This window comes from Bradyrhizobium betae, assembly GCF_008932115.1.
GTDB classification, from domain to species: domain Bacteria; phylum Pseudomonadota; class Alphaproteobacteria; order Rhizobiales; family Xanthobacteraceae; genus Bradyrhizobium; species Bradyrhizobium betae.
This window is the reverse complement of record NZ_CP044543.1, coordinates 1,249,459-1,271,836: the sequence shown is the minus strand read 5'-3', so window position 1 is coordinate 1,271,836 and position 22,378 is coordinate 1,249,459. Positions and strand designations below refer to the sequence as shown.

21 protein-coding genes and 1 pseudogene are annotated in these 22,378 nt (G+C 65.1%); 16 read left to right on the top strand and 6 right to left on the bottom strand.

Translation table 11 applies throughout. The features are described 5' to 3' along the window. The first annotated feature begins 1 nt into the window (after position 1). Both F8237_RS06180 and F8237_RS06175 read left to right on the top strand, forming a co-directional pair. Positions 2-523, top strand: coding sequence for a PRC-barrel domain-containing protein (locus F8237_RS06180; RefSeq protein WP_162005896.1), 522 nt, complete (start codon positions 2-4; stop codon positions 521-523). 23 nt (positions 524-546) lie between these two features. After that, positions 547-1,860 carry an MFS transporter gene (locus F8237_RS06175; protein WP_162005895.1) on the top strand — a complete coding sequence of 438 codons (1,314 nt, stop codon included), beginning with the start codon at positions 547-549 and terminating at the stop codon, positions 1,858-1,860. A gap of 35 nt (positions 1,861-1,895) precedes the next feature. Here F8237_RS06175 and F8237_RS06170 read toward each other — a convergent pair whose 3' ends face one another. The 4 genes from F8237_RS06170 to fixL form a co-directional block, all read right to left on the bottom strand. Then, on the bottom strand, positions 1,896-2,594 hold the full coding sequence (locus tag F8237_RS06170; protein ID WP_162005894.1) for a helix-turn-helix domain-containing protein: 699 nt from the start codon (positions 2,592-2,594) through the stop codon (positions 1,896-1,898). Positions 2,595-2,697: 103 nt separating this feature from the next. Further along, complete coding sequence (locus tag F8237_RS06165) at positions 2,698-3,120, bottom strand: response regulator transcription factor (protein ID WP_151642889.1); 423 nt, start codon at positions 3,118-3,120, stop codon at positions 2,698-2,700. Between the two features lie 45 nt (positions 3,121-3,165). Further along, the gene (gene fixJ, locus F8237_RS06160; protein WP_151642888.1) at positions 3,166-3,783 is read right to left on the bottom strand and encodes a response regulator FixJ; all 618 of its coding nucleotides are present in this window, start codon (positions 3,781-3,783) and stop codon (positions 3,166-3,168) included. A 3-nt stretch (positions 3,784-3,786) separates the two neighbouring features. Further along, positions 3,787-5,304, bottom strand: a complete 1,518-nt coding sequence (gene fixL, locus F8237_RS06155; RefSeq protein ID WP_151642887.1) for a sensor protein FixL — start codon at positions 5,302-5,304, stop codon at positions 3,787-3,789. Between the two features lie 216 nt (positions 5,305-5,520). Here fixL and F8237_RS06150 point away from each other — a divergent pair, with 216 nt between their 5' ends. The 11 genes from F8237_RS06150 (at position 5,521) to F8237_RS06100 (ending at position 15,950) form a co-directional block, all read left to right on the top strand. Further along, positions 5,521-6,354: a universal stress protein gene (locus F8237_RS06150; protein ID WP_151642886.1), complete on the top strand. Its 834-nt coding sequence runs from the start codon at positions 5,521-5,523 to the stop codon at positions 6,352-6,354. A gap of 34 nt (positions 6,355-6,388) precedes the next feature. Beyond that, the gene (locus F8237_RS06145) at positions 6,389-6,814 is read left to right on the top strand and encodes a CBS domain-containing protein (protein ID WP_151642885.1); all 426 of its coding nucleotides are present in this window, start codon (positions 6,389-6,391) and stop codon (positions 6,812-6,814) included. A gap of 212 nt (positions 6,815-7,026) precedes the next feature. Further along, positions 7,027-8,676, top strand: a complete 1,650-nt coding sequence (gene ccoN / locus F8237_RS06140) for a cytochrome-c oxidase, cbb3-type subunit I (protein ID WP_151642884.1) — start codon at positions 7,027-7,029, stop codon at positions 8,674-8,676. A gap of 10 nt (positions 8,677-8,686) precedes the next feature. Further along, complete coding sequence (gene ccoO / locus F8237_RS06135; RefSeq protein ID WP_151642883.1) at positions 8,687-9,421, top strand: cytochrome-c oxidase, cbb3-type subunit II; 735 nt, start codon at positions 8,687-8,689, stop codon at positions 9,419-9,421. A gap of 13 nt (positions 9,422-9,434) precedes the next feature. Next, positions 9,435-9,599, top strand: coding sequence for a cbb3-type cytochrome oxidase subunit 3 (locus F8237_RS06130; RefSeq protein WP_151642882.1), 165 nt, complete (start codon positions 9,435-9,437; stop codon positions 9,597-9,599). A gap of 6 nt (positions 9,600-9,605) precedes the next feature. After that, the gene (gene ccoP / locus F8237_RS06125) at positions 9,606-10,481 is read left to right on the top strand and encodes a cytochrome-c oxidase, cbb3-type subunit III (RefSeq protein WP_151642881.1); all 876 of its coding nucleotides are present in this window, start codon (positions 9,606-9,608) and stop codon (positions 10,479-10,481) included. Positions 10,482-10,592: 111 nt separating this feature from the next. Beyond that, on the top strand, positions 10,593-12,059 hold the full coding sequence (ccoG, locus tag F8237_RS06120; RefSeq protein WP_151642880.1) for a cytochrome c oxidase accessory protein CcoG: 1,467 nt from the start codon (positions 10,593-10,595) through the stop codon (positions 12,057-12,059). Between the two features lie 15 nt (positions 12,060-12,074). After that, positions 12,075-12,560, top strand: a complete 486-nt coding sequence (locus F8237_RS06115; protein WP_151642879.1) for a FixH family protein — start codon at positions 12,075-12,077, stop codon at positions 12,558-12,560. A gap of 11 nt (positions 12,561-12,571) precedes the next feature. Then, positions 12,572-14,761, top strand: a complete 2,190-nt coding sequence (locus F8237_RS06110; protein WP_151642878.1) for a cation-translocating P-type ATPase — start codon at positions 12,572-12,574, stop codon at positions 14,759-14,761. Further along, entirely contained in the window at positions 14,761-14,928 is a 168-nt protein-coding gene (gene ccoS / locus F8237_RS06105; protein ID WP_015687698.1) for a cbb3-type cytochrome oxidase assembly protein CcoS, read from the top strand. Before F8237_RS06110 ends, ccoS begins: the two co-directional genes overlap by 1 nt. A gap of 71 nt (positions 14,929-14,999) precedes the next feature. Then, positions 15,000-15,950, top strand: a complete 951-nt coding sequence (locus F8237_RS06100; protein ID WP_162005893.1) for an oxygenase MpaB family protein — start codon at positions 15,000-15,002, stop codon at positions 15,948-15,950. Between the two features lie 292 nt (positions 15,951-16,242). On the opposite strand, the gene glgA is transcribed toward F8237_RS06100, so the two are convergent. Further along, entirely contained in the window at positions 16,243-17,658 is a 1,416-nt protein-coding gene (glgA, locus tag F8237_RS06085; protein ID WP_151642876.1) for a glycogen synthase GlgA, read from the bottom strand. A 183-nt stretch (positions 17,659-17,841) separates the two neighbouring features. On the opposite strand from glgA, the pseudogene F8237_RS06080 reads away from it, so the two are divergent. The 3 genes and pseudogenes from F8237_RS06080 (at position 17,842) to F8237_RS06070 (ending at position 21,369) form a co-directional block, all read left to right on the top strand. Beyond that, a pseudogene (locus F8237_RS06080) lies at positions 17,842-19,037 on the top strand (CaiB/BaiF CoA transferase family protein). Positions 19,038-19,113: 76 nt separating this feature from the next. Continuing rightward, positions 19,114-20,181, top strand: a complete 1,068-nt coding sequence (locus tag F8237_RS06075; protein WP_151642875.1) for an alcohol dehydrogenase — start codon at positions 19,114-19,116, stop codon at positions 20,179-20,181. Between the two features lie 108 nt (positions 20,182-20,289). Beyond that, the gene (locus tag F8237_RS06070) at positions 20,290-21,369 is read left to right on the top strand and encodes an isocitrate/isopropylmalate dehydrogenase family protein (RefSeq protein WP_151642874.1); all 1,080 of its coding nucleotides are present in this window, start codon (positions 20,290-20,292) and stop codon (positions 21,367-21,369) included. A gap of 131 nt (positions 21,370-21,500) precedes the next feature. On the opposite strand, the gene F8237_RS06065 is transcribed toward F8237_RS06070, so the two are convergent. Then, positions 21,501-22,322 carry an enoyl-CoA hydratase gene (locus tag F8237_RS06065; RefSeq protein ID WP_151642873.1) on the bottom strand — a complete coding sequence of 274 codons (822 nt, stop codon included), beginning with the start codon at positions 22,320-22,322 and terminating at the stop codon, positions 21,501-21,503. Positions 22,323-22,378 lie beyond the last annotated feature (56 nt).

Sequence of the window (22,378 nt, the reverse complement as noted above, 5' to 3'; positions counted from 1 at the left end):
CATGCGTAGCGCCGGATGGTTGTCCCTGAGCGTCGCGATCGTCGCGGGATTGACGGTCGCGGTGTCGCGCGCCGCCGAGGAGCTGCCCGCGGCCTCGGGCGACGTGAATGCGCCGGCGACGGCAGCGCCGCCGGCCTCGACGGTTCCAGTCACGCCGAAGGACGCCGCGCCGCCGCCATCGGTAACGATCATCGGCGCCAGCGACGCGCATGGCGTGCTCGGCCGCGACGTGCTCAGCGCGGCGAACGAGGACATGGGCCGGATCGTCGACGTCATCGTCGACCGCAGCGGGCACGTGCGCGCGGCCGTGATCGATTTCGGCGGCTTCCTCGGCGTCGGCAGCCGCAAGATCGTCGTGGACTGGAACGCGATGCGGTTCGGCAAGATTGTCAACAAGAGGGACAGCATCACGCTGGAACTGACCAAGGCGCAGGTCGCGGCCGCGCCGGAGTACAAGGAAGACACGCCGATGGTCGTGCTTGGCGCATCCGGCAGCCTGCAACCGCTGCAAGCTGCTCAGTGAGGCGCGGGGAGGGATGGCCGCCGGTGATGTTGTCGAGAAAGCCGAACCATGCAGACCGCGAGAGTCGCGTTGAGCAGGACAATCTAGCGGCGCCATCGCCCTCGGGTATTCCGGCCCCCTCGCGCCAGAGCCTGCGCGGTCTCGACTGGTTCATCTTCTTCCTCGCCGACGTGCAGACCGGCTTCGGCCCCTTCATCGCGGTCTACCTCACGACGCAAAAATGGACCCAGGTCGAGATCGGCCTCGTGCTGTCGATCGGCGGCATCGTCGCCCTGATCGGGCAGATGCCGGGTGGTGCGATCATCGACGCGGCGAAATCCGAGCGGCTGGTCGCCGGACTTGCGATCACCGCCATCGGCTGCTGTGCGCTGGCCTATGCGGCGATGCCGATCTTCCCGGTGGTGATGGCCGCGGCTACGCTGCATGCGGCGGCGAGCTGCGTGCTCGGGCCGGCGATTGCGGCGATCAGCCTCGGTCTCGTCGGGCCGCTCGCGATCGGCGAGCGCCTCGGCCGCAACGCCCGGTTCGCTTCGCTCGGCAATGGCGTCGCGGCGGCGGTGATGGGCACGGCCGGTTACCTGCTGTCGAGCCGCTCGGTGTTCCTGGTCACTTTCCTGCTTGCGATCCCGACCCTGATCGCGCTGTCGCGTATTCGCGAGGAGGAGGTCGATATCGCCCGCTGCCACGGCGAGATGCCGCGCGAGGCCAGGAATCGCGGTGACACCAATATCTGGCATCTGATCCGGCAGAAGCCGCTGATCGTCTTTGCTCTGAGCGTCCTGCTGTTGCAGCTCGCGAACGCCGCGATGATGCCGCTGATGGCGAGCGCGGTGACGGCGCGGTCGAGCCAATGGGCGACGGTCCTCGTCGCTTTCTGCATCGTCGTGCCGCAGGCGATCGTGGCGTTGCTGTCGCCGACCGTCGGACGCAAGGCGCAAGCGTGGGGCAGGCGGCCATTGTTGTTGATCGGTTTCGCCGCGCTGACGATCCGTGGCCTGCTGTTCGCGACGGTGCGGGATCCCTATCTGCTGGTCGCGGTGCAGGTGTTCGACGGCATCACGGCGGCGGTGTTCGCGGTGATGATTCCGTTGATCGTGGCCGACGTCGCCTTCGGCAGCGGACACTTCAACCTTGCGCAGGGCATCGTCGGCACCGCGACCGGCATCGGTGCGTCGCTGAGCACGGCGCTCGGCGGCTATGTCAGCGACAAGTTCGGCAATGCCACGGCGTTCATCGGACTTTCCGGCGTCGCCGCGACGGGGCTTCTGCTGATCCTGCTGGTGATGCCGGAAACCCGGCGCATGGGCATGATCGCCGCAAAAGAAATGGCCGGCTGAACGAATTCAGCCGGCCATAAGTGGGGGAGGAAAGATCAGGCGTCGAGATTGTGCAGGCGGGCGCGGTTGCGCAGCACGATCTGGCGGGCGCCGGAGAAGCCGAGAATGCCCTGGGCGTGAAGCTGGGACAGCGCGCGCGACACGGTCTCGAGCGTGAGGCCGAGATAGTCGCCGATGTCGCGGCGGCACATCGGCAGCGCCATCATGCCGGCAACGGCGAGGCGGCGGTCCATTTCGAGCAGGAAGGTCGCGACACGCTCCATCGCGGTCTTGCGGCCCAGCAGCAGCATGTGGTCTTCGGCGTGGCGAAGCTCGCCGGCGGTCATGGCCCAGAGCTTGCGGGCGACCTGCACGTCGGTGCCGGCGGCCTTTTCGAGGCTGGCGCGCTTCACGAGGCGCACGGTGGTGTCGATGATGGCTTCAGCGGCAAGGCGGTGGGTGGGGCCGGACTCGAGGCCGAACACGTCGCCGGGAAGGTGGAAGGCGCCGATCTGGCGACGGCCGTCGGAGAGGAGCTTGTAGCTGCGCACCGCGCCGGAAACGACCTGGTAGACATATTCGGACGGCTCGTCCTCGCCGTAGATCTCTTCTTCCTTGCGGTAGGAGAACTCGGTGGCGACGAGGCCGATATGGCCTGCGATTGCGCCGAACTGGTCGGAGACGGGATGGGCCGGGGCAATCTTGCCGTTGATCTGGGTGTTGATTGCCTGGGTGTTGAGCGTCTGGGTCAGCATCTGCGCCATCTCCGTTGTGATGGCGAATTGGTACGCGGTATCGGGCGGCCGGAAAATTTCGCGAGATATCTTAAGGAGGTTTACCTACGTAGAATCCCGTAGGTCAGTTCCCGGCCCTGTCCTGGATGGCATGGCGGATGCGCTTGACCAGGTTTTCGTCGAGAAGCGGCTTCAAAATCACGTCTTTTACGCCCGCGGCCGCGGCCCGGGCGGAGATGTTCACGTCCGGATAGCCGGTGATCAGGATCACCGGCGTTTCGCCGTCGGACTGGCGCAGGCGGCCGGCGAGCTCGAGGCCGTTGATGTCAGGCATCTTGTAGTCGATGACGTAGCAATCCGCGCCGTGCGCGCCGCTCGCATTGAGCAGGGCCGTCGCATTCCTGAAGGTCCGCACGGCAAAGCCGTCGGTTTCCAGCAGGAAGCGCAGAGATCCCAGGACGGCATCATCGTCATCGACCACGTAGATTGTGGGCTTGGTGGATGTCGCCTTCGGGAGCTGCCCAGGACGTGAGCTGATCTCAATCATGCCTGATCAACTAGCACGGTCCGCGAGGACGAATCTTGACTTGCCTCAATCCTTCAGCATGCCGGCGCGCATCGCCAGCCGCACCAGCTCCGAGAGGCTGTTGGCCTGCATCTTGGTCATCACATTGGCCCGGTAGACCTCGATGGTGCGCGGGCTGATGTCGTATTCCCTGGCGATCAGCTTGTTGGAGAGGCCCGCGATCAGCCCCTCCATCACCTGGCGCTCCCTGGGGCTCAAGGAGGCGACCCGGGCTGCGATGTCCTGGGCAATGGATTCGCTCTTGGCCGCCGGCTCGGCCTGGCGAATCGCGGATTCGATCATGGTGACGAGGCGGTCGTCCTCGAAGGGTTTTTCCAGGAAGTCGAGGGCGCCCAGCTTCATCGCCTCGACCGCGAGCGGCACGTCGCCATGCCCGGTCATGATCAGGATCGGAAACGGGCTGTGCTGGGTCTTCATGCGCTTCAGCAGCTCGATGCCGTCGATGCCCGGCATGCGTACGTCGGAGACGACGCAGCCGAAGGCGAGGTCGGGCAGGGCGTCGAGGAAGCTCTGCGCATTGTCGAACAGCGTGACGCCGAAGCCGGAGGAATCCAGCAGGAAGTTCAGCGAGTCCCGCATCGCCTCGTCGTCGTCGATGACGTAGATATGTCCCTTGGTCGTCATGGATCAGGTCTCGTCGGCTGCCGGCAGGGTGAAGCGGAATGTCGCTCCCCCCGATGCGTTACTCTCGGCCCACATGCGGCCACCGTGAGCTTCGATGATCGAGCGGCTGATGGACAGTCCCACGCCCATGCCGGTGTCCTTGGTGGTGAAGAAAGTCTGAAACAGGTTTGGAATGACGTCATCCCCGAAGCCGTGGCCGGTGTCGGACACCTCCACCTCGATCATGTCGTCCCCGACGCGGGCGTTGGAGACGACGAGCTCGCGCCGCTGCGATTGCGCCATCGCTTCCAGTGCGTTGCGGAACAGGTTGACCAGCACCTGCTGGATCTGCACCCGGTCGGCCAGCACCAGATCGGCATCCGGATCGAGGCTGAAGCGGAGCTGCACGTTCTGCTCGCGCGCGCCGGCAAGGCCGAGGGCGCCGGCTTCCTCGATCAGCTTCGACAGGCTCTCGACCCGCTTCTCGGACTCCCCGCGCGCGACGAAATCGCGCAACCGGCGAATGATCTGGCCGGCGCGCACCGCCTGCTCGGCCGCACGATCCATCGCGCTCTCGATCTTGGCGGTGTTCGGATCATTGCTGCCCGACAATAGCCGCCGCGAGCCCTTCATGTAGTTGCTGATCGCGGCCAGCGGCTGGTTGAGCTCATGGGCGAGCGCGGAGGCCATCTCGCCCATGGCGCTCAGCCTGGAGACGTGGACCAGCTCGGACTGGAGCTCCTGGAGCCGCGCCTGGGTCTGCTGATGCTCGGTCAGATCGCGAACGAAGCCGGTGAAATAGGGCTCGCCGCCGGACTGCATCTCGCCGATCGACAGGTGCATCGGAAAGGTGGTCCCGTCGCGGCGCTTGCCGGTCACGATGCGGCCGATGCCGATGATGTGCGGATCGTGGGTGACGCGATAACGCGCGATGTAGCCGTCGTGACGGGAGCGGTCTGGCTCCGGCATCAGGATGCTGACGTTCTGGCCGATCGCCTCCTGCTCGGGCCAGCCGAACAGGTGCTCGGCCGCCGTGCTGAACAGCTGGATCACGCCATGGCCGTCGATGACGATCATGGCGTCCGGAATGGTGCGAAGGATCGAGCGCAGGTGTGATTCGCGCGTGCGCAGCGCCTCCTCGACCTGCTTCTCCTCGTCGATGTCGAGGAAAATGCCGCTGAGGTGGCAGGCGGCGCCGGCCTCGTCCCGAATGAGACCCGCCCGGGCGCGAATCCACTTTTCCCTGCCGTGGTCGCCTGCGACCCTGAAGGACACGTCAAAACTGCCGCCGTGCTCGCAGACGCGCTTGATCGCGCGCTCGACCCACTCGCGGTCGTTGGGCTCGAGGCGCGCCAGGAACAGCTCGTAGCTCTCCGGCTCGTCCGGCTCGACGCCAAACAGGGCCCTGGACGTGTCGGACCATTCCAATTCCATCGTCCTGAGATCGAGATCCCAGGTGCCGACGCCAAACCCCTCGATTCGAACGCGGAAATGCTCGCCCCGGCCGTCATCATTGGGATGCGTAACGCGGGTCGGCGACAAGCGGTGGCTCCATCTTCATGCGGTCAGCCCGGATGCCGTTACCGCCGACGCAATGTCGCCCAAGCCCGGGCCTGAGGCAAGTTCGGATGTCTTATTCCATCGGCTGAGGCCCCACGGCACGGTGCCCGGAAGGTTTGATCTATCTCATCCTGCGGAGCGTCGACAGAGCTACAGTTTCATGAAAGCTTGATGCCCGGAGAGTTTCGGAGAGTTTCGATGACATATGCGACCGTGATGGTCAGCCTGGCGCTCGATCAGCCCAACGATTCGCGTCTACAGGTCGCAGGCGAGCTTGCCGAGCGATTCGAGGCGGCCATCGTCGGGGTCGCCGCGGCGCAGTTCGCGCCGCCGCTCTATTTCACCGATGGCGCCGCGGCTCAGGGACTGATCGACCAGGAGGAAGCCTCCATCAAGAGGCGCCTGGCCGAACTGGAGGCGCAATTCCGTTCCGCGATCAAAAATCGCGGCGGCCATGTGGAATGGCGCAGTGCCATGGATTTCCCGGAGCGGTTTACGCTCACCCAGGCGCGTTGCGCCGACATCATCGTCAGCGGCGGGCAGAGCCCGGCCTTCTCCGACGCATTCGCGCTCGCGAGCCCCAAGGATCTGGTGATGCAGTCGGGCCGGCCGATCCTGGTCGTGCCCGACGGCGTCAACTGGCTCGATCTGCGCAGCGTCCTCGTGGCGTGGAAGGATACGCCGGAGTCGCGGCGGGCACTGGCCGACGCGCTGCCGATGCTGCGCAAGGCCAGGGATGTCGCCATCGTCGCGATTTCGGAAGGTGACGACGACCGTTCCGCCGCCGTCGCCGGTGTGACCGACGTGACGGCGTGGCTTGCCCGTCACGGCGTTACCGCGACCGCGCGGGTCTGCGAAGCGGCCCGGAACGAAACCGTCGCCGGGCAATTGGAGAAAGTCGCGGGCGATGTCGGCGCAAGCCTGATCGTTGCCGGTGCCTATGGTCATTCGCGCTTCCGCGAAATGATTCTCGGCGGTGTTACCCAATATCTGGTCACGCAATCCGCCCGCTGCGTGCTGCTGTCGCACTGACGGCCGGCTGGAAGCGAATCGAAGAGGACGCGCCGTGTACAAGTTTCTCGAGCAGACCGTCGACGGCTACATGACGCGCAACGTCAGGACGGTGCAGCGCGACCTCGACATGCTCGCGCTCAGCGAGATGTTCGAGGACGACGATTTCAACAGCTATCCGGTCGAGGACGACGGGCAGGTGGTCGGCATCGTCACCAAATTCGACATCCTGAAGTGCTTCGCCTTCACGCCGAGCCAGATGCTGCCGCGCTATCCCGACCTGATGAGCCGCAAGGTCGGCGATGTCATGACGCCGGAGTTCATCTATGTCAGCCCCGATACGAGGTTGACGCGGGTTCTCCAGATCATGGTCGAGCACCGCATCAGGAGCATCATCGTGCTCGACGGTGCGCAGAAGCTGGTCGGGATCATCGCCCGCGAGGATCTCATTTCGGCGCTCAAGGCGACCGCGCGCGACTGACGAATAGCCCCGGATCTCCCGCGATCAGGGCCTCCGTGTTTCCACGGAGGCGGGGCCTCGCCGCGCGCGCAATGCGCGGTGGAAGCGATTGATATCGTTTCCCGATCCTTATCCGCCTCACATTAACAGAAATCCATCTGTCTTGATTTCAATCAATTCCCCGCGAGGGTGAATGTGGTTTCTGGCCCCGTGTTCTTTCAGAGAGAATCCGCATGAGCCAGCCCTCCATCTCCAAATCCATGACCATCGGTGAAAGCGGCCTGGCTGTCGTGTTCGCAGTCACCGCCTTCCTTTGCGTGATCGCCTCGGCCAAGGCGCTCGATGCGCCCTTCGCTTTTCACGCCGCGCTCGGCGCGGCGGCGAGCGTCGCCGCTGTGTTCTTCATCATCAATCGCTACTTCGACCGCCCGGCGGCACTGCCGGCGGCGGAGATCAACGGTCGTCCCAACTACAACATGGGGCCGATCAAGTTCTGCTCCTTCATGGCGATGTTCTGGGGCATCGCGGGCTTTCTCGTCGGGCTGATCATCGCGTCGCAGCTGGCCTGGCCCGCGCTGAATTTCGACTTGCAGTGGATTCAGTTCGGACGGTTGCGACCGCTGCACACCTCCGCGGTGATCTTCGCCTTCGGCGGCAACGTGCTGATTGGGACATCCTTCTATGTCGTGCAGAAATCCTGCCGCGCGCGGCTCGCTGGCGACCTCGCGCCCTGGTTCGTCGTGCTCGGCTACAATTTCTTCATCCTGATCGCGGGCACCGGCTATCTGCTCGGCGTGACGCAGTCCAAGGAATATGCCGAGCCGGAATGGTATGCCGACCTCTGGCTGACCATCGTCTGGGTGACCTATCTGCTCGTGTTCCTTGCGACCATCATCAAGCGCAAGGAGCCGCATATCTTCGTCGCGAACTGGTTCTATCTCGCCTTCATCGTGACGATCGCGGTCCTGCATCTCGGCAACAATCCGGCCCTTCCCGTCTCGGTGTTCGGCTCGAAGTCCTACATCGCCTGGGGCGGTATCCAGGATGCGATGTTCCAGTGGTGGTACGGCCATAACGCGGTGGGCTTCTTCCTGACCGCCGGCTTCCTCGCCATCATGTACTACTTCATTCCGAAGCGCGCCGAGCGGCCGATCTATTCCTACCGGCTCTCGATCATCCACTTCTGGGCGCTGATCTTCCTCTATATCTGGGCCGGCCCGCACCATCTGCACTACACGGCGCTGCCGGACTGGACGCAGACGCTCGGCATGACCTTCTCGATCATGCTGTGGATGCCCTCCTGGGGCGGCATGATCAACGGCCTGATGACGCTGTCGGGGGCCTGGGACAAGCTGCGCACCGATCCCGTGCTGCGCATGCTCGTCGTCTCCGTGGCCTTCTACGGCATGTCGACCTTCGAAGGTCCGATGATGTCGATCAAGGTGGTCAACTCGCTCAGCCACTACACCGACTGGACCATCGGCCACGTGCATTCCGGCGCGCTCGGCTGGGTCGGCTTCGTCTCCTTCGGCGCGCTGTACTGCCTGGTGCCGTGGGCCTGGAACAAGAAAGGCCTCTACAGCCTGAAGCTCGTCAACTGGCACTTCTGGATCGCGACCCTCGGTATCGTCCTCTACATCTCGGCGATGTGGGTGTCCGGCATCCTCCAGGGCCTGATGTGGCGTGCGTACACCTCGCTCGGCTTCCTCGAATATTCCTTCATCGAAACCGTCGAGGCGATGCATCCCTTCTACGTCATTCGCGCCGCTGGCGGTGCGCTGTTCCTGATCGGCGCGCTGATCATGGCCTATAACCTCTGGATGACGGTTCGCATCGGCGAGCAGGAAGTCCAGATGCCCGTCGCTCTTCAGCCGGCGGAATGAGGAGCTTCCCATGTCGTTCTGGACACGTCACCAAATCTTCGAAAAGAACTCGATCATCCTGGTCGTCGGCATTTTGCTGGTGATCGCGATCGGCGGTCTCGTCGAGATCACCCCGCTGTTCTACCTCAAGAGCACGATCGAGGTGGTGGACGGGGTGCGGCCCTACACGCCGCTCGAACTCGCCGGCCGCAACATCTATGTCCGCGAGGGCTGCTATCTCTGCCATTCGCAGATGATCCGGCCCCTGCGCGACGAGGTCGAGCGCTACGGCCACTTCTCGCTCGCCGCCGAGAGCATGTTCGACCACCCGTTCCAGTGGGGCTCGAAGCGCACCGGTCCCGACCTTGCCCGCGTCGGCGCCAAATATTCCGACGACTGGCACGTCACCCATCTGACCAACCCGCGCGCGATCGTCCCGCAATCGGTGATGCCGGGCTATCCCTTCCTGGCTCAGACGGAAGTCGATCCGGATACGATCGCCGACCACATGCGGACGCTGCGGACCGTCGGCGTGCCCTACACCGACGACCAGATCGCCAACGCAAGCGCCGACATGAAGGCTCAGGCCGATCCGGACAATTCCGGTTCCGACGCCTTCACCAAGCGCTACGCCAAGGCCGTCGTGCGCAACTTCGACGGCAAGACCGGGACGCCGACCGAGATGGACGCACTGATCGCGTACCTGCAGATGCTCGGCACTCTGGTCGACTTCAAGATCTACAACGAGAAAGCCAATCTTCGCTGAGAAGGCACGAACGATGAAAGCCATCCTGACACTCGACAATCTCGCGTCCGGTCTCGTGACCACGGTCTGGACGCCGGTCTTCGTCGCGATCTTTCTCGCGATTATCGCCTACGCGTTTTGGCCCCGCAACAAGGCTGGATTCGACGAAGCGGCCAGCCTGCCGCTGCGGGAGGAGTGAGAGATCATGAGCGAACATCAAGGCGAATTCGATGCCGTCACCGGCAGGCACACGACCGGACATGAATGGGACGGCATCAAGGAGCTCAACACACCGCTGCCGCGCTGGTGGGTGATCACTTTCTATCTGACCATCGTCTGGGCGATCGGCTACTGGATCATCTATCCGGCCTGGCCGCTGATCTCGAGCAATACGACAGGTCTGCTCGGCTACTCGACGCGCGCCAGCCTTGCGGTGGAGCTCGCCAATCTTGAGACGATCCGCGGTGACAAGATGGCGGCATTGGCGGCGGCCTCGCTCGCCGACATCGAGAAGGACCCGGCCTTGCTGGCGCTCGCCCGCGCCAAGGGCAAGACCGTGTTCGGCGACAATTGCGCGCCGTGCCACGGCTCCGGCGCAGCCGGTGCCAAGGGCTATCCGAACCTGAACGACGACGATTGGCTGTGGGGCGGCACGCTCGACCAGATCATGCAGACCATCCAGTTCGGCGCGCGCTCGGGTCATGCCAAGACACATGAGGGCCAGATGCTCGCCTTCGGTAAGGACGGCGTGCTGAAGCCGGAAGAGATCGTCACGGTCGCCAACTATGTCCGCGCCTTGTCGGGCCTTCCGACCCGCAAGGGCTATGACGCGGCCAAGGGCGAGAAGATCTTCGCGGAGAATTGCGTCGCCTGCCACGGCGACGGCGGCAAGGGCAACCAGGAGATGGGCGCACCGAACCTGACCGACAAGATCTGGCTCTACGGCTCGGACGAAGCGACCCTGATCGAGACCATCAGCCAGGGCCGCGCCGGCGTCATGCCGGCCTGGGAAGGGCGGCTCGATCCCGCCACGATCAAGGCGATGGCGGTCTACGTCCACTCGCTGGGCGGTGGAAAGTAACCGACTGGCCACAAGCGGGGGCGAACAAAACCGCCCCCGTTTGAGCTGGATCAACTGACGCGGCGGTGTCGGGTCTAGGTTTAATCGCACCTTTTCGAGAAGTTCTAGGCGATGAACAAGACCGTGAACCCCAAAGACCTCACATCCGACGGCGACAACGGGCCACTCTACGTAGCCCACAAGAAGGTTTATCCCCAGAGCGTCTCGGGAACCTTCCGCCGGATCAAATGGGGCCTGATGGCGGTCTGCCTCGGCATCTACTACTTCCTGCCCTTCGTGCGCTGGAACCGCGGCCTCGGCGCCCCCAGCCAGGCGGTGCTGATCGATCTGCCCAACAGCCGCTTCTACTTCTTCTTCATCGAGCTGTGGCCGCAGGAGGTCTACTACTTCACCGGCCTCCTGATCGTGGCGGCGGTTGCGCTGTTCCTGATGAACTCGGTCGGCGGCCGCATCTGGTGCGGCTATCTCTGCCCGCAGACGGTGTGGACCGACGTGTTCTACGCCGTCGAGCGTCTGGTCGAAGGCGACCGGCGCGAGCGGATGAAGAAGGACAAGTCGTCCGACCCGATGAAGCTCGAGCGCATCTCCGAGATCGTGCTCAAGCATTCGATCTGGCTCATGATCGCCTGGTGGACCGGCGGCGCCTGGGTGCTCTATTTCTATGACGCGCCGACGCTGGTGAAGGAGCTCGTCACCTTCCAGGGGCCGATGATCGCCTATATCTGGATCGGCATCCTCACCGCGACGACCTATCTGCTCGCCGGCTACATGCGCGAGCAGGTCTGCACCTACATGTGTCCCTGGCCGCGGATCCAGGCCGCGCTCACCGACGAATGGGCGCTCAACGTCACCTACCGCTACGACCGCGGCGAGAAGCGCACCTCGGTCAAGAAGGCGGCCGAGCTGCGCGCGCTCGGCGAGCAGGTGGGCGATTGCGTCGACTGCTATCAATGCGTCGCGGTCTGCCCGACCGGCATCGACATCCGCAACGGGCCGCAGCTCGAATGCATCCAGTGCGGGCTCTGCATCGACGCCTGCGACAACGTGATGACGAAGATCGGCCGGCCGAAGCGGCTGATCGGCTACGACAACGACATCAACATCCACCGCCGCCAGGAAGGCAAGGCGCCGATCTACAAGATCGTGCGCGCGCGAACCGTGGCCTACAGCGCCATCATTGCAGCCGTCGGCGGTTTCATGATCTACACGCTGGCGACCCGCAGCCTGCTCGACGTCAACGTGCTGCACGACCGCAACCCGGTCGCGGTCAAGCTCAGCGACGGCTCGATCCGCAACGCCTATACGGTGCGGCTGCTCAACAAGAGCGGCTACGACCGCGTCATCGCGATCGACGCCAGCGGTCCCGCCAACTTGACCATCCACGTCGTCGGCGCCGATTCGGTAACGCCGGACCGGCCGATGATCGTCATCCCCCGCGATTCCACCAGCGAACTGCGCCTGCTCGTCACCGCGCCGGCGGAGAGCAATACGGAGAAGTCGATTCCGGTTCGCTTCCACGTCACCGATATCGGCCTTGGCGAAGCTGCCAGCGCCACCGACAATTTCGTCGCGCCGTAGGACCAGGAGACTGCCATGGCAACCAAGCCGCTGACCGGAACCAAGGTGTTCCTGATGCTGGTCGCCTTCTTCGGCGTCGTGATCGGCGTCAACGTGACCATGATGAAGCTCGCGATCGCAACGCTGCCCGGCACCGATGTCGATAGCCCCTATGCCGCAGGTCTCACCTATGACCGCGAGATCTCGGCGGCGCAGGACCAAGCTGCGCGCAAATGGCAGGTCAATGCCCATATCGAGCGCCGCGCCGACGGCGTCGCCGCGCTTCAAGTCGACGCGCGCGACGCCAGCGGCAGGCCGGTGACCGGCTTGAAATTCGCTGGCCGCCTGGAGCGGCCGACCGACAAGCGCGCCGATCTCCAGGTCGAGCTCACCGAAGCCGGCATCGGCATCTATCGCGGCGATGCCGCTGCCGTCGCGCCCGGCCAGTGGGATCTGGTGATCGAGGGCGAGGCGCGCGGGACGCGCGTGTTCATGTCGCGCAACCGCGTGATCCTGAACTGAAGGACATCGTCATGCACGTCACGCGGGATTTTTCGCATTACGTCCGCGTCGCGGGCGAGGGCGTCCAGCACATCGATCTCGCAGTCGAGGGCGTTCACTGCGCCGGCTGCATGGCCAAGATCGAGCGCGGACTGTCGGCGATGCCCGACGTCACGCTGGCGCGCGTGAACCTCACCGACCGCCGCGTCGCGCTGGAATGGAAAGCGGGCACGCTCGATCCTAGCAAGTTCATCGACCGCCTCGAGGAGCTCGGCTACAAGGCTTACCCTTACGAGACCGAAAGCGCGGAAGCGACCGAGGTCGCCGAATCGCGCTTCCTGCTGCGCTGCCTCGGCGTCGCCGCGTTCGCCACCATGAACGTGATGATGCTGTCGATCCCGGTATGGTCGGGCAACGTCTCGGACATGCTGCCGGAGCAGCGCGACTTCTTCCACTGGCTCTCGGCCCTGATCGCGTTGCCGGCGGCGGCCTATGCCGGCCAGCCGTTCTTCCGTTCGGCCTGGCGCGCGCTGTCGAACAAGACCACCAACATGGACGTGCCGATCTCGATCGGCGTGATCCTCGCGCTCGGCATGTCGGTGGTCGAGACCATCCACCACGCCGAGCACGCCTATTTCGACGCGGCGATCATGCTGCTGACGTTCCTGCTGGTCGGCCGTTTCCTCGACCAGAACATGCGGCGGCGGACGCGGGCGGTTGCCGGCAATCTCGCCGCGCTCAAGGCCGAGACCGCGGCCAAGTTCATCGGGCCTGACGAGATCTCCCAGGTGCCGGTGGCCGCGATCCATCCCGGCGACATCGTGCTGCTGCGGCCCGGCGAGCGCTGCGCGGTCGACGGCACGGTGATCGAGGGGCGTTCCGAGATCGACCAGAGCCTGATCACCGGCGAGACGCTCTACGTCACCGCGGAGCAGGGTACGCCGGTCTATGCCGGATCGATGAACATCTCCGGCACGCTGCGGGTGCGGGTCTCGGCGGCGTCGGAGGCGACGCTGCTCGCCGAGATCACGCGGCTGCTCGACAACGCGCTGCAGGCGCGCTCGCGCTACATGCGGCTCGCCGATCGCGCCTCGCGGCTCTACGCGCCGGTGGTGCATGCGACCGCGCTCATCACCATTCTCGGCTGGGTCATCGCCGGTGCGTCCTGGCACGATGCGATCGTGACCGGCGTTGCCGTGCTGATCATCACCTGTCCCTGCGCGCTCGGCCTTGCCATTCCGACCGTGCAGACGATCGCCTCGGGCGCGATGTTCAAGTCCGGCGTGCTGCTCAATTCGGGAGATGCCATCGAGCGCCTCGCCGAAGCCGATCACGTCATCTTCGACAAGACCGGAACGCTGACGCTGCCGAATCTCGAAGTCACGAACGCCGCCGACATTCCCGCCGGCATCTTCGATCTCGCCGGCCGGCTCGCGCTGTCGAGCCATCATCCGGTAGCCGCCGCGGTCGCGAAGGCCGCCGGCGCGAAATCGCCTGTTGTCGGTGCAGTCGAAGAGGCCGGGCAAGGCGTGCGCGCAACTCTGGACGGCGTCGAGATCCGTCTCGGTCGGCCGTCCTTCTGCGGCGCGGAGGCGTTGGTCAGCGGCGCCAATCTCGATCCAGAAGCCTCAATCGTCGCCTTCAGCAAGGGGCCCGAAAAATTCATCCTGTCGGTGCGTCAGGGCCTGCGGCCGGACGCGCAGGCCGTGATTGCGGCGCTGAAGGCGCGCAACGTCGGCATCGAGATTCTCTCCGGAGATCGCGAGCCGGCGGTGAAGGCGGCGGCGGATGCGCTCGGCATTCCCGAATGGCGCGCCGGCGTGACGCCCGCCGACAAGATCGCGCGGATCGAGGAATTGAAGCGGCGCGGCGCAAAGGTGCTGATGGTCGGAGACGGCATGAACGACGCACCTTCGCTGGCGGCGGCCCATGTCTCGATGTCGCCGATCTCGGCCGCGCATCTCAGCCAGGCCACCGCCGATCTGGTCTTCCTCGGCCGGCCGCTGGCCCCGGTCGTTGCGGCCATCGACGCTTCGCGCAAGGCGCTGCATCTGATGCGGCAGAACCTCTGGCTTGCGATCGGCTATAATGTCCTCGCCGTACCGGTCGCGATCAGCGGCGTGGTGACGCCCCTGATCGCCGCGGCCGCGATGAGCGGCTCCTCGATCCTGGTCATGCTGAATTCGCTGCGGGCCCGCAGCCGCGCCCGGGAGATCGTTTGATGGAAATCCTGGTCATCCTGGTCCCGCTCGCGCTGATGCTCGGTCTTGCCGGCCTTGCCGCCTTCCTGTGGTCGCTCCGCAGCGGCCAGTACGACGATCTCGACGGCGCCGCCTGGCGTGCCATCGCCGACGACGAGCCGCCGCAGGAAGCGCCGGTCAAGCGCTGAGGAGTTTGCCGTTCATCGAATTGCCACAGGCCTTGCGGATCGTGGGTGTCCGCAGTCGAAAGGCGTTGCAAGTGGTATCCGCGAGCGATCTGGAAGCTGCTCTCGACCATGTCCGCGCTGAGGCGTCCGGACCCGATGCCGGCGTGTTCGGTCCTGACACGGTGACCTGGCAACTCGACCGGGAGGCCGTGATCTTTCTCGGCGCCGGCCGCGCGCTGCTGCTGCAATTGGCGCATCCCTGGGTCGCCGCCGCCATCGCCGAGCACTCCAAGACCCTTGCTGACCCTGTCGGCCGTTTTCATCGTACCTTCGACATCGTCTTTGCGATGGTGTTTGGCTCGCTCGACCGGGCGCTTCTGTCGTCCCGCCAGCTGCACCGGCGCCACAGCATGATCGTCGGAGCGATGCCCGCGACGGTCGGTCCGTTCGCGGCGGGCTCGCGCTACTGCGCCAACGACATCCCGTCGCTGCGCTGGGTCCACGCGACGTTGGTCGAAACCGCGCTGATGGCGCACGATCTGGTGCTGCCGCCACTCCCGGTCGAGGCGCGCGAACGCTACTGGACCGAGAGCCGGGCGTTCGGCGCCTTGTTCGGATTGACGGCGGATGATCTGCCGGCGGACTGGGCCGGCTTTGCGGCCTACACGGCGGCGATGGTGCAGTCAGACATTTTGACCGTCAGCCCGGCGGCGCGCGAGATCGCCACGCAGATATTTGCCGGCGCCCGTCCGTGGCTGCGGCCACCGCGTTGGTATCGCGCGCTCACGGCGAGGATGTTGCCGGAGCGATTGCGCGCGGGTTTTGGATTTGAGCTCGACGAGCGGGACGCCAGATCCGCCGAAAACGCGCTGCAATGGATCAGGCGCGTCTATCCGAAATTGCCGGATCGGCTGCGCTATGTCGGGCCCTATCAGGAAGCGCAGGCACGGCTGCGGGGTGAGCCGCAGCCCGACTGGATGACCCGGTGTCTCAACCGTGCCTGGATCGGCCGGCCGCGGATGGATGTGCGCGGGAAGGGGTGAGGTTCTCTCTGCTTTTGCCCCGTCATCCTGAGGTGCGAGTGGCGCGATGCAAAAGCATCGCGCCGGGAGCCTCGAAGGATGCACGGTCCCGCCGCTGCAGCCGGACCGTCGCCCTTCGAGGCTCGCCGAAGAGGCGAGCACCTCAGAGTGACGGTGAGAGAGTGGTGTTCGCTCCTTCCACATCGTCATTGCGAGGAGCCCTTGCGACGAAGCAATCCAGACTGCCTCCGCCGAAAGACTCTGGATTGCTTCGCTGCGCTCGCAATGACGGAACGTGTAGAGGCGCCCCGCCTCACACCGACGCCAGCTTCCGGTACAGTGCGTTGTAGCTGCCGGCCGAGATGCTCCAGGAGAACGAGCGTCCCATCGCGCTGCGGCGCATGGTGTCGAGCTGGTCCTGCGCCATGAAGGCCTCGAAGGCGCGGCGGACGCCGCCGAGGAAGGAATCATGCGACGGCTTCGAGAACAGGAAGCCGGTCTCGCCGTCGGTGATGGTCTCGGCGAGGCCCCCGGTCTGGTGGCCGATCGGCAGCGAGCCGAACCGCTGGGCGTACATCTGGCTCAGCCCGCAGGGCTCGAAGCGCGACGGCATCAATGTGAAATCGCTCCCGGCGAAGATGCGCCGCGCCTGGGCGTCGTTGAAGCCGATCGTGACCCCGATCGCATCAGGGCGGCGGCGATGCGCATCGACCAGCGCCTGCTCGAGCGCGGGTTCGCCGGAGCCGGTGACCACGATCTGCCCGCCGGCGTCGACGATCTCGTCCGCCGCCGCCAGCACGAGGTCGATGCCCTTCTGGTGCACGAGGCGCGCGACGATGCCGAACATCGGGCCGCGCGACACCGCGAGCCCGAACTGCTTGCGCACGTAATCCGCATTGGCCTTCTTGCCGACCCAGTCGCCGGCGCCGAATTGCTGGGCCAGCTGGGCGCAGGAGCGCGGGTCCCAGCTCTCGTCGATGCCGTTGAGGATGCCGGTCAGCTCGGCCGCGTCGGAGCGCAGCTGCAACAGGCCTTCGAGGCCGCAGCCGAACTCGGTCGTTGTGATCTCCCGCGCGTAGGTGCCGCTGACGGTGGTGAGGTGCGAGGCGTAGACCAGTCCGGCCTTGAGGAACGACAGCTGGTCGTAGAACTCGACGCCGTCGATGTGGAAGGAGCTCTCTGGCACGCCAATTCGCCGCAGCGAGTCCCTCGGGAAGAGACCCTGATAGGCGAGGTTATGGATGGTCAGGATCGACGGGACCTTGGCGCCGCGCCAGGCAAGGTAGGCCGGCACGAGCGAAGCCTGCCAGTCGTTGGCATGGACGAGGTCCGCTGCCCAATTCTTGTCCAGCTTGCCCATGGCAAGCTCAGCGGCTGCCGAGGCAAAGCGCGCGAAGCGGATGTCGTTGTCCGGCCAGTCGCGCCCGGACTCGTCGCCATAGGGGTTGCCAGGCCGGTCGTAGAGCTGTGAGCACAACAGCACATAGACCGGCAGGCCGTCCTTGGTCGCTGCCCGGCCGAGCGAGCAGGCCGGCATCTCCGCAAACGCGGGGCAGCGGCCGACGATCTGGATATGCGTGAGTTGCTCGATGATGTCGCGATAGCCGGGCAGCATGATCCGGATATCGGCGAAGGGGCGAAGCGCTCTGGGGAGGGCGGCGGAAACGGCGCCGAGTCCGCCAACGCGGACGAAGTCGTCCATCTCGGTTGTAACGAACAAGACCCTCAAGAACTGCTGCCCTCTTCCGATCCCGCCTGCTGCTATGCAAGAACGGGTCCAGTTGCCCCTGGAATTCCCAGGTCACCCGCAAGACGCGTCCGTTCGGTAAAGACTTTCCTACTCAGCCGCCGCCCACTAGGCTCGCCGCACCAACAAAAGACAATATCGATAGTTCCTAAGGGACCGCCGGCGATGCAGCTATCAGATAAGCACGAAGAGATGACGACAAAGGCTTTCGCCGGTCTCAGGGTCCTGGATTTTTCGACCACCATCGCAGGTCCCCACTGCGCGCGGATGCTGGCGGACATGGGTGCCGAGGTCATCAAGATCGAGACCGACGGCGGCGAGACGATGCGGACCCGGCCACCGCTGCGCAACGGCTGCAGCACCGTGTTCGGCCAGCTCAATATCGGCAAGAAGAGCGCGGTGCTCGACCTCAAATCCGAAGACGGCAGGGAAGCGGTGCGGCGGCTGTCGCGACATCAGATATCCTGGTCGAGAACTTTCGCCCGGGCGTGATGCACCGGCTGCGGCTCGACTATGACAGCCTCCGCCCGGTCAACCCGAAGCTGATCTACTGCTCGATCTCCGGCTATGGCCAGAGCGGTCCCTCGGCCGAGCTGCCGGCCTACGCGCCGGTGATCCATGCCGCCTCCGGCTATGACATGGCGCATCTCGCCTACCAGCCTGGCCGCAATCGGCCGGACTATTGCGGCATCTACCATGCCGACGTCGTCACCGGCACTTACGGCTTCGGCGCGATCGCGTCTGCGCTCTATCAGCGCAGCTTGACCGGGCAGGGCCAGCACATCGACGTCTCCATGCTGGAGACGATGCTGACGCTGACCGTGCTTGAGGTGCAGAACTCGCAATTCGCGGTGAAGCCGCCGCCGCGCCCGATGTTCGGCCCGACCGAGACGGCGAGCGGCTATGTCATGATCACGGTCGCCAGCGAAAAGACGTTTCAGGGATTGATGGGCGTGATCGGCCGGCCCGAATGGATCTCCGATGCGCGTTTCTCCGCCTATGCCGCACGCCGCGACAACTGGGCCGAGTTGATGGACGGCGTCGAAGCCTGGTCGAGGCAGCACTCGACGGACGCATGTCTGGTCGCGTTGGGGGCGGCCGGCGTGCCGGCCTCGGCCTATCGCACCGTGTCCGAGGCGCTGGCCGATCCGCAGCTCGCGCACCGGCAGGCGCTCTCGTCGGTGCAGGACGGCGGCGGCTCCTTCCAGGTGCTCAATCTGCCGTTCCGGATGTCGGGCGCAGACACGACGCCAGCTACGACGATGGCCGTGCTCGGCGAGCACACCGACGAATTGCGCGAGGAGATCGGTCTCGCCGACGATGCGCCAGTTCCGTCAGGCAAAACGGCGGTGCAGGGCTAACAGATCCGAGTTTGTCTAGTCCTGACGCCCGTGGCATGGTGGCGGCGAAAACGACAAGCATGCCGGGAGGACGCCGATGAAGAGTTTCAAGGTCGCCGATTTCAAGGCGCCGCTGCAGGAGTTCGACGAGGCGACACCGCAGCCCTCGGGCACGCAGGTGCTGATCAAGGTCAAGGCCGCCGGCGTCTGCCATAGCGACCTCCACATCTGGGAGGGCGGCTACGATCTCGGTCACGGCCGCAAGCCGCTGTCATTGAAAGACCGCGGCATCAACCTGCCGCTGACGATGGGTCACGAGACGGTCGGTGAAGTCCTCGCCTTCGGCCCCGACGTGAAGCCGGCTGACCAGGGCGATTTGAAGCTGGGCGATGTCGGCCTGGTCTATCCCTGGATCGGCTGCGGCAAGTGCGCCGTTTGTCTGGCTGGCGACGAAAACATGTGCGCGACGCCGCGCTCGCTCGGTGTCTATTGCGACGGCGGCTATTCCGACCACATGCTGGTGCCGCATCCCCGCTATCTCCTCAACCTCAAGGGACTCGATCCCGCCACGACCGCGCCCTATGCCTGCTCGGGCGTCACCACCTACAGCGCGCTGAAGAAGGTCGAGCAGCATTTCGACACACCGATCGTGATGTTCGGCGCAGGCGGTCTCGGCCTGATGGCGCTGTCGCTGCTGAAAGCCATGGGCGGCAAGGGCGCGATCATGCTCGACATCGACGCCAGGAAGCGCGAAGCGGCGGAGAAGGCCGGCGCGCTCGCCACCATCGATCCCAAGGCGCCGGATGCGCTGGAGCAGCTCGCCAAAAAAGCGGGCGGACCGATCCGCGCCGTGATCGACCTCGTCGGCAACGCCGCGACGACGCAGCTCGGCTTCGACTGCCTCGCCAAGGGCGGCAAGCTCGTCATCGTCGGCCTGTTCGGTGGTGGCGCGACCTGGGCGCTGCCGCTGATTCCGATCAAGGCGGTGACGATCCAGGGCAGCTATGTCGGCAATCTGCGCGAGACGCAGGAACTGCTCGATCTCGTCCGAACCAAGAAGGTGACGCCGATCCCGGTGACGACGGCCCCGCTCAGCAAGGCCAACGATGCGCTGGTGCAGTTGCAGCAGGGCGCGGTGGTCGGACGCACGGTGCTGACGCCGTAGTTATGTTGTCGTTCCGGGGCGATGCGAAGCATCGAACCCGGAACCTCGAGATGCCGGGTTCGGTCCTGCGGACCGCCCCGGAATGACGCCTCACCTTCAGGAACCCCCATGTCCGCAAACAACGCCTTCCACATTGCCGTGCTCGGTGGCGACGGTATCGGTCCTGAAGTCATGGCGCCGGCGATCGAAGTGCTGCGCAAAATCGAGGCGAAGTCGGATCTGCGCTTCCGTTTCACCGAGGCGGCCGCTGGCGCCAGCAATTACCTCGCCACCGGCAAGTCGATGCCGGACAGCACCATCAAGCTGTGCGAGGAGGCGGATGCGATCCTGCTCGGAGCTTGCGGCCTGCCGTCGGTGCGCTACCCCGACAATACCGAGATCGCGCCGCAGATCGAGCTGCGCTTCATCTTCGATCTCTATGCCGGCGTGCGGCCGGCGCGGCTCATTCCAGGCGTGCCGAGCCCGATCGTCGGCGCCGACCAGCGCGGCATCGATCTGGTCGTGATCCGCGAATCCACCGAAGGCCTGTTCGCCTCGATGGGCAAGGGCGTCGTCACGCACGAGGACGCGCGCGAGACGTTGGTGATCACGCGCAGGACCTCCGAGCGCCTGTTCGAGTTCTCGTTTCGCCTCGCCGAGCGGCGCAAGGCGCGCGGCAAGCCGGGGATGCTGACCTGCGTCGACAAGGCGAACGTGTTCAAGGCCTTTGCGTTCTTCCGCGGCATCTTCGACGAGATCGAGAAGAAGCACCCCAACGTGAAGACCGACCGCCTCTATGTCGATGCCTGCTCGGCAATGCTGGTCAAGCGGCCCTGGGATTTCGACGTGATGGTGATGGAGAACATGTTCGGCGACATCGTCTCCGACATCACCGCGAGCCTGATCGGCGGCCTCGGCATGGCGCCGTCGGCCGACATCGGCGACAAATACGCCGTGTTCCAGCCGTGCCACGGCACCGCTCCAGATATCATGGGGCAGGGCAAGGCCAATCCGACCGGCATGATCCTGTCGGCTGCGATGATGCTGGACTGGCTCGCCGACAAGCACGGCGTCGAGGGCGCGGCCGAGGCCGGCGAGCAGATCGAGCGCGCGGTGGATCAGATCTATGCCGGCGGCATCAAGCCGATGGAGTTCGGCGGCAGTAACGGCACGGCGGATATCACCAAGGCGGTGCTGGCGGCGCTGTAAGGCCGCGCTTTCCTCGCGTCTTTCCGCAATGACGGCGCGGGGAATGGTGTAACCTCACTTTCCTCTCGTGCCCCGGATGCAGCGCAGCGTCACTTCGACGGTGCGCTGCAGAGCCGGGGCCGGGACAAGAGCTACTTCCCCGTAAACTTCGGCTTGCGCTTTTCCATGAAGGCCTGCCGGCCCTCGCGAAAATCCGCGCTGTCCATGCAGGCATGACCGATCGCCCTGATCGCTTCCATGTCGCGCGCGCTTTCGTCCTTCAGCACCTGCGCGATGGTGATCTTGGCGGCCTTGATCGCGAGCGGCGCGTTTTGCGAGATCGTCTCGGCAATCGCCATGGTCTCGCCCCACAGTTGATCGACCGGGAACAAGCGCTCGACCAGGCCGATGCGCAGCGCCTCGGCGGACTCGATTCGCATGCCCGTATACATCAGGAGCCGCGCCCAGGACGGACCGACCAACGACACCAGATGCTTCAGGCCGTCATAACCGTAGGCGATGCCGAGCCTGGCCGCGGGAATGCCGAACTGGCTGCCATGTGCGGCGAGGCGGATGTCGGCGAGCATCGCGACTTGCATGCCGCCGCCGAGACAGAAGCCTTCGATGCAGGCGATCGTCGGCTTGGGATAGTCGGCAAGTAGCGCGCGCTGGGCGGCGCTGCGTTTGGCGTATTCTTCGGAGGCCGCCGCATTGTGCCGCGTCTTCTCGAACTGGCTGATGTCGGCACCCGACACGAACGCCTTGCCGCCGGCGCCGCGCAGGATCACGACCCGCACCGCATCGTCGTCGCGCAAGGCGGTTAGGGCCTCGCCAAATCCCTCCCACATCTCCAGCGACATCGCATTGCGCTTGTCGGGATTGTTGAAGGTGATCACGCCGACGCCACCGGCGGCATGCTTGAGGATCTTGCCGTCGGCGTATTGTGTTTCGGTCGTGCTGAAAATGTCGGACATCGCGCGCTCGCTGGTCAAAGGTCGGGCGCAATGTGCTGTCAGGTCGCGCGCGGGGT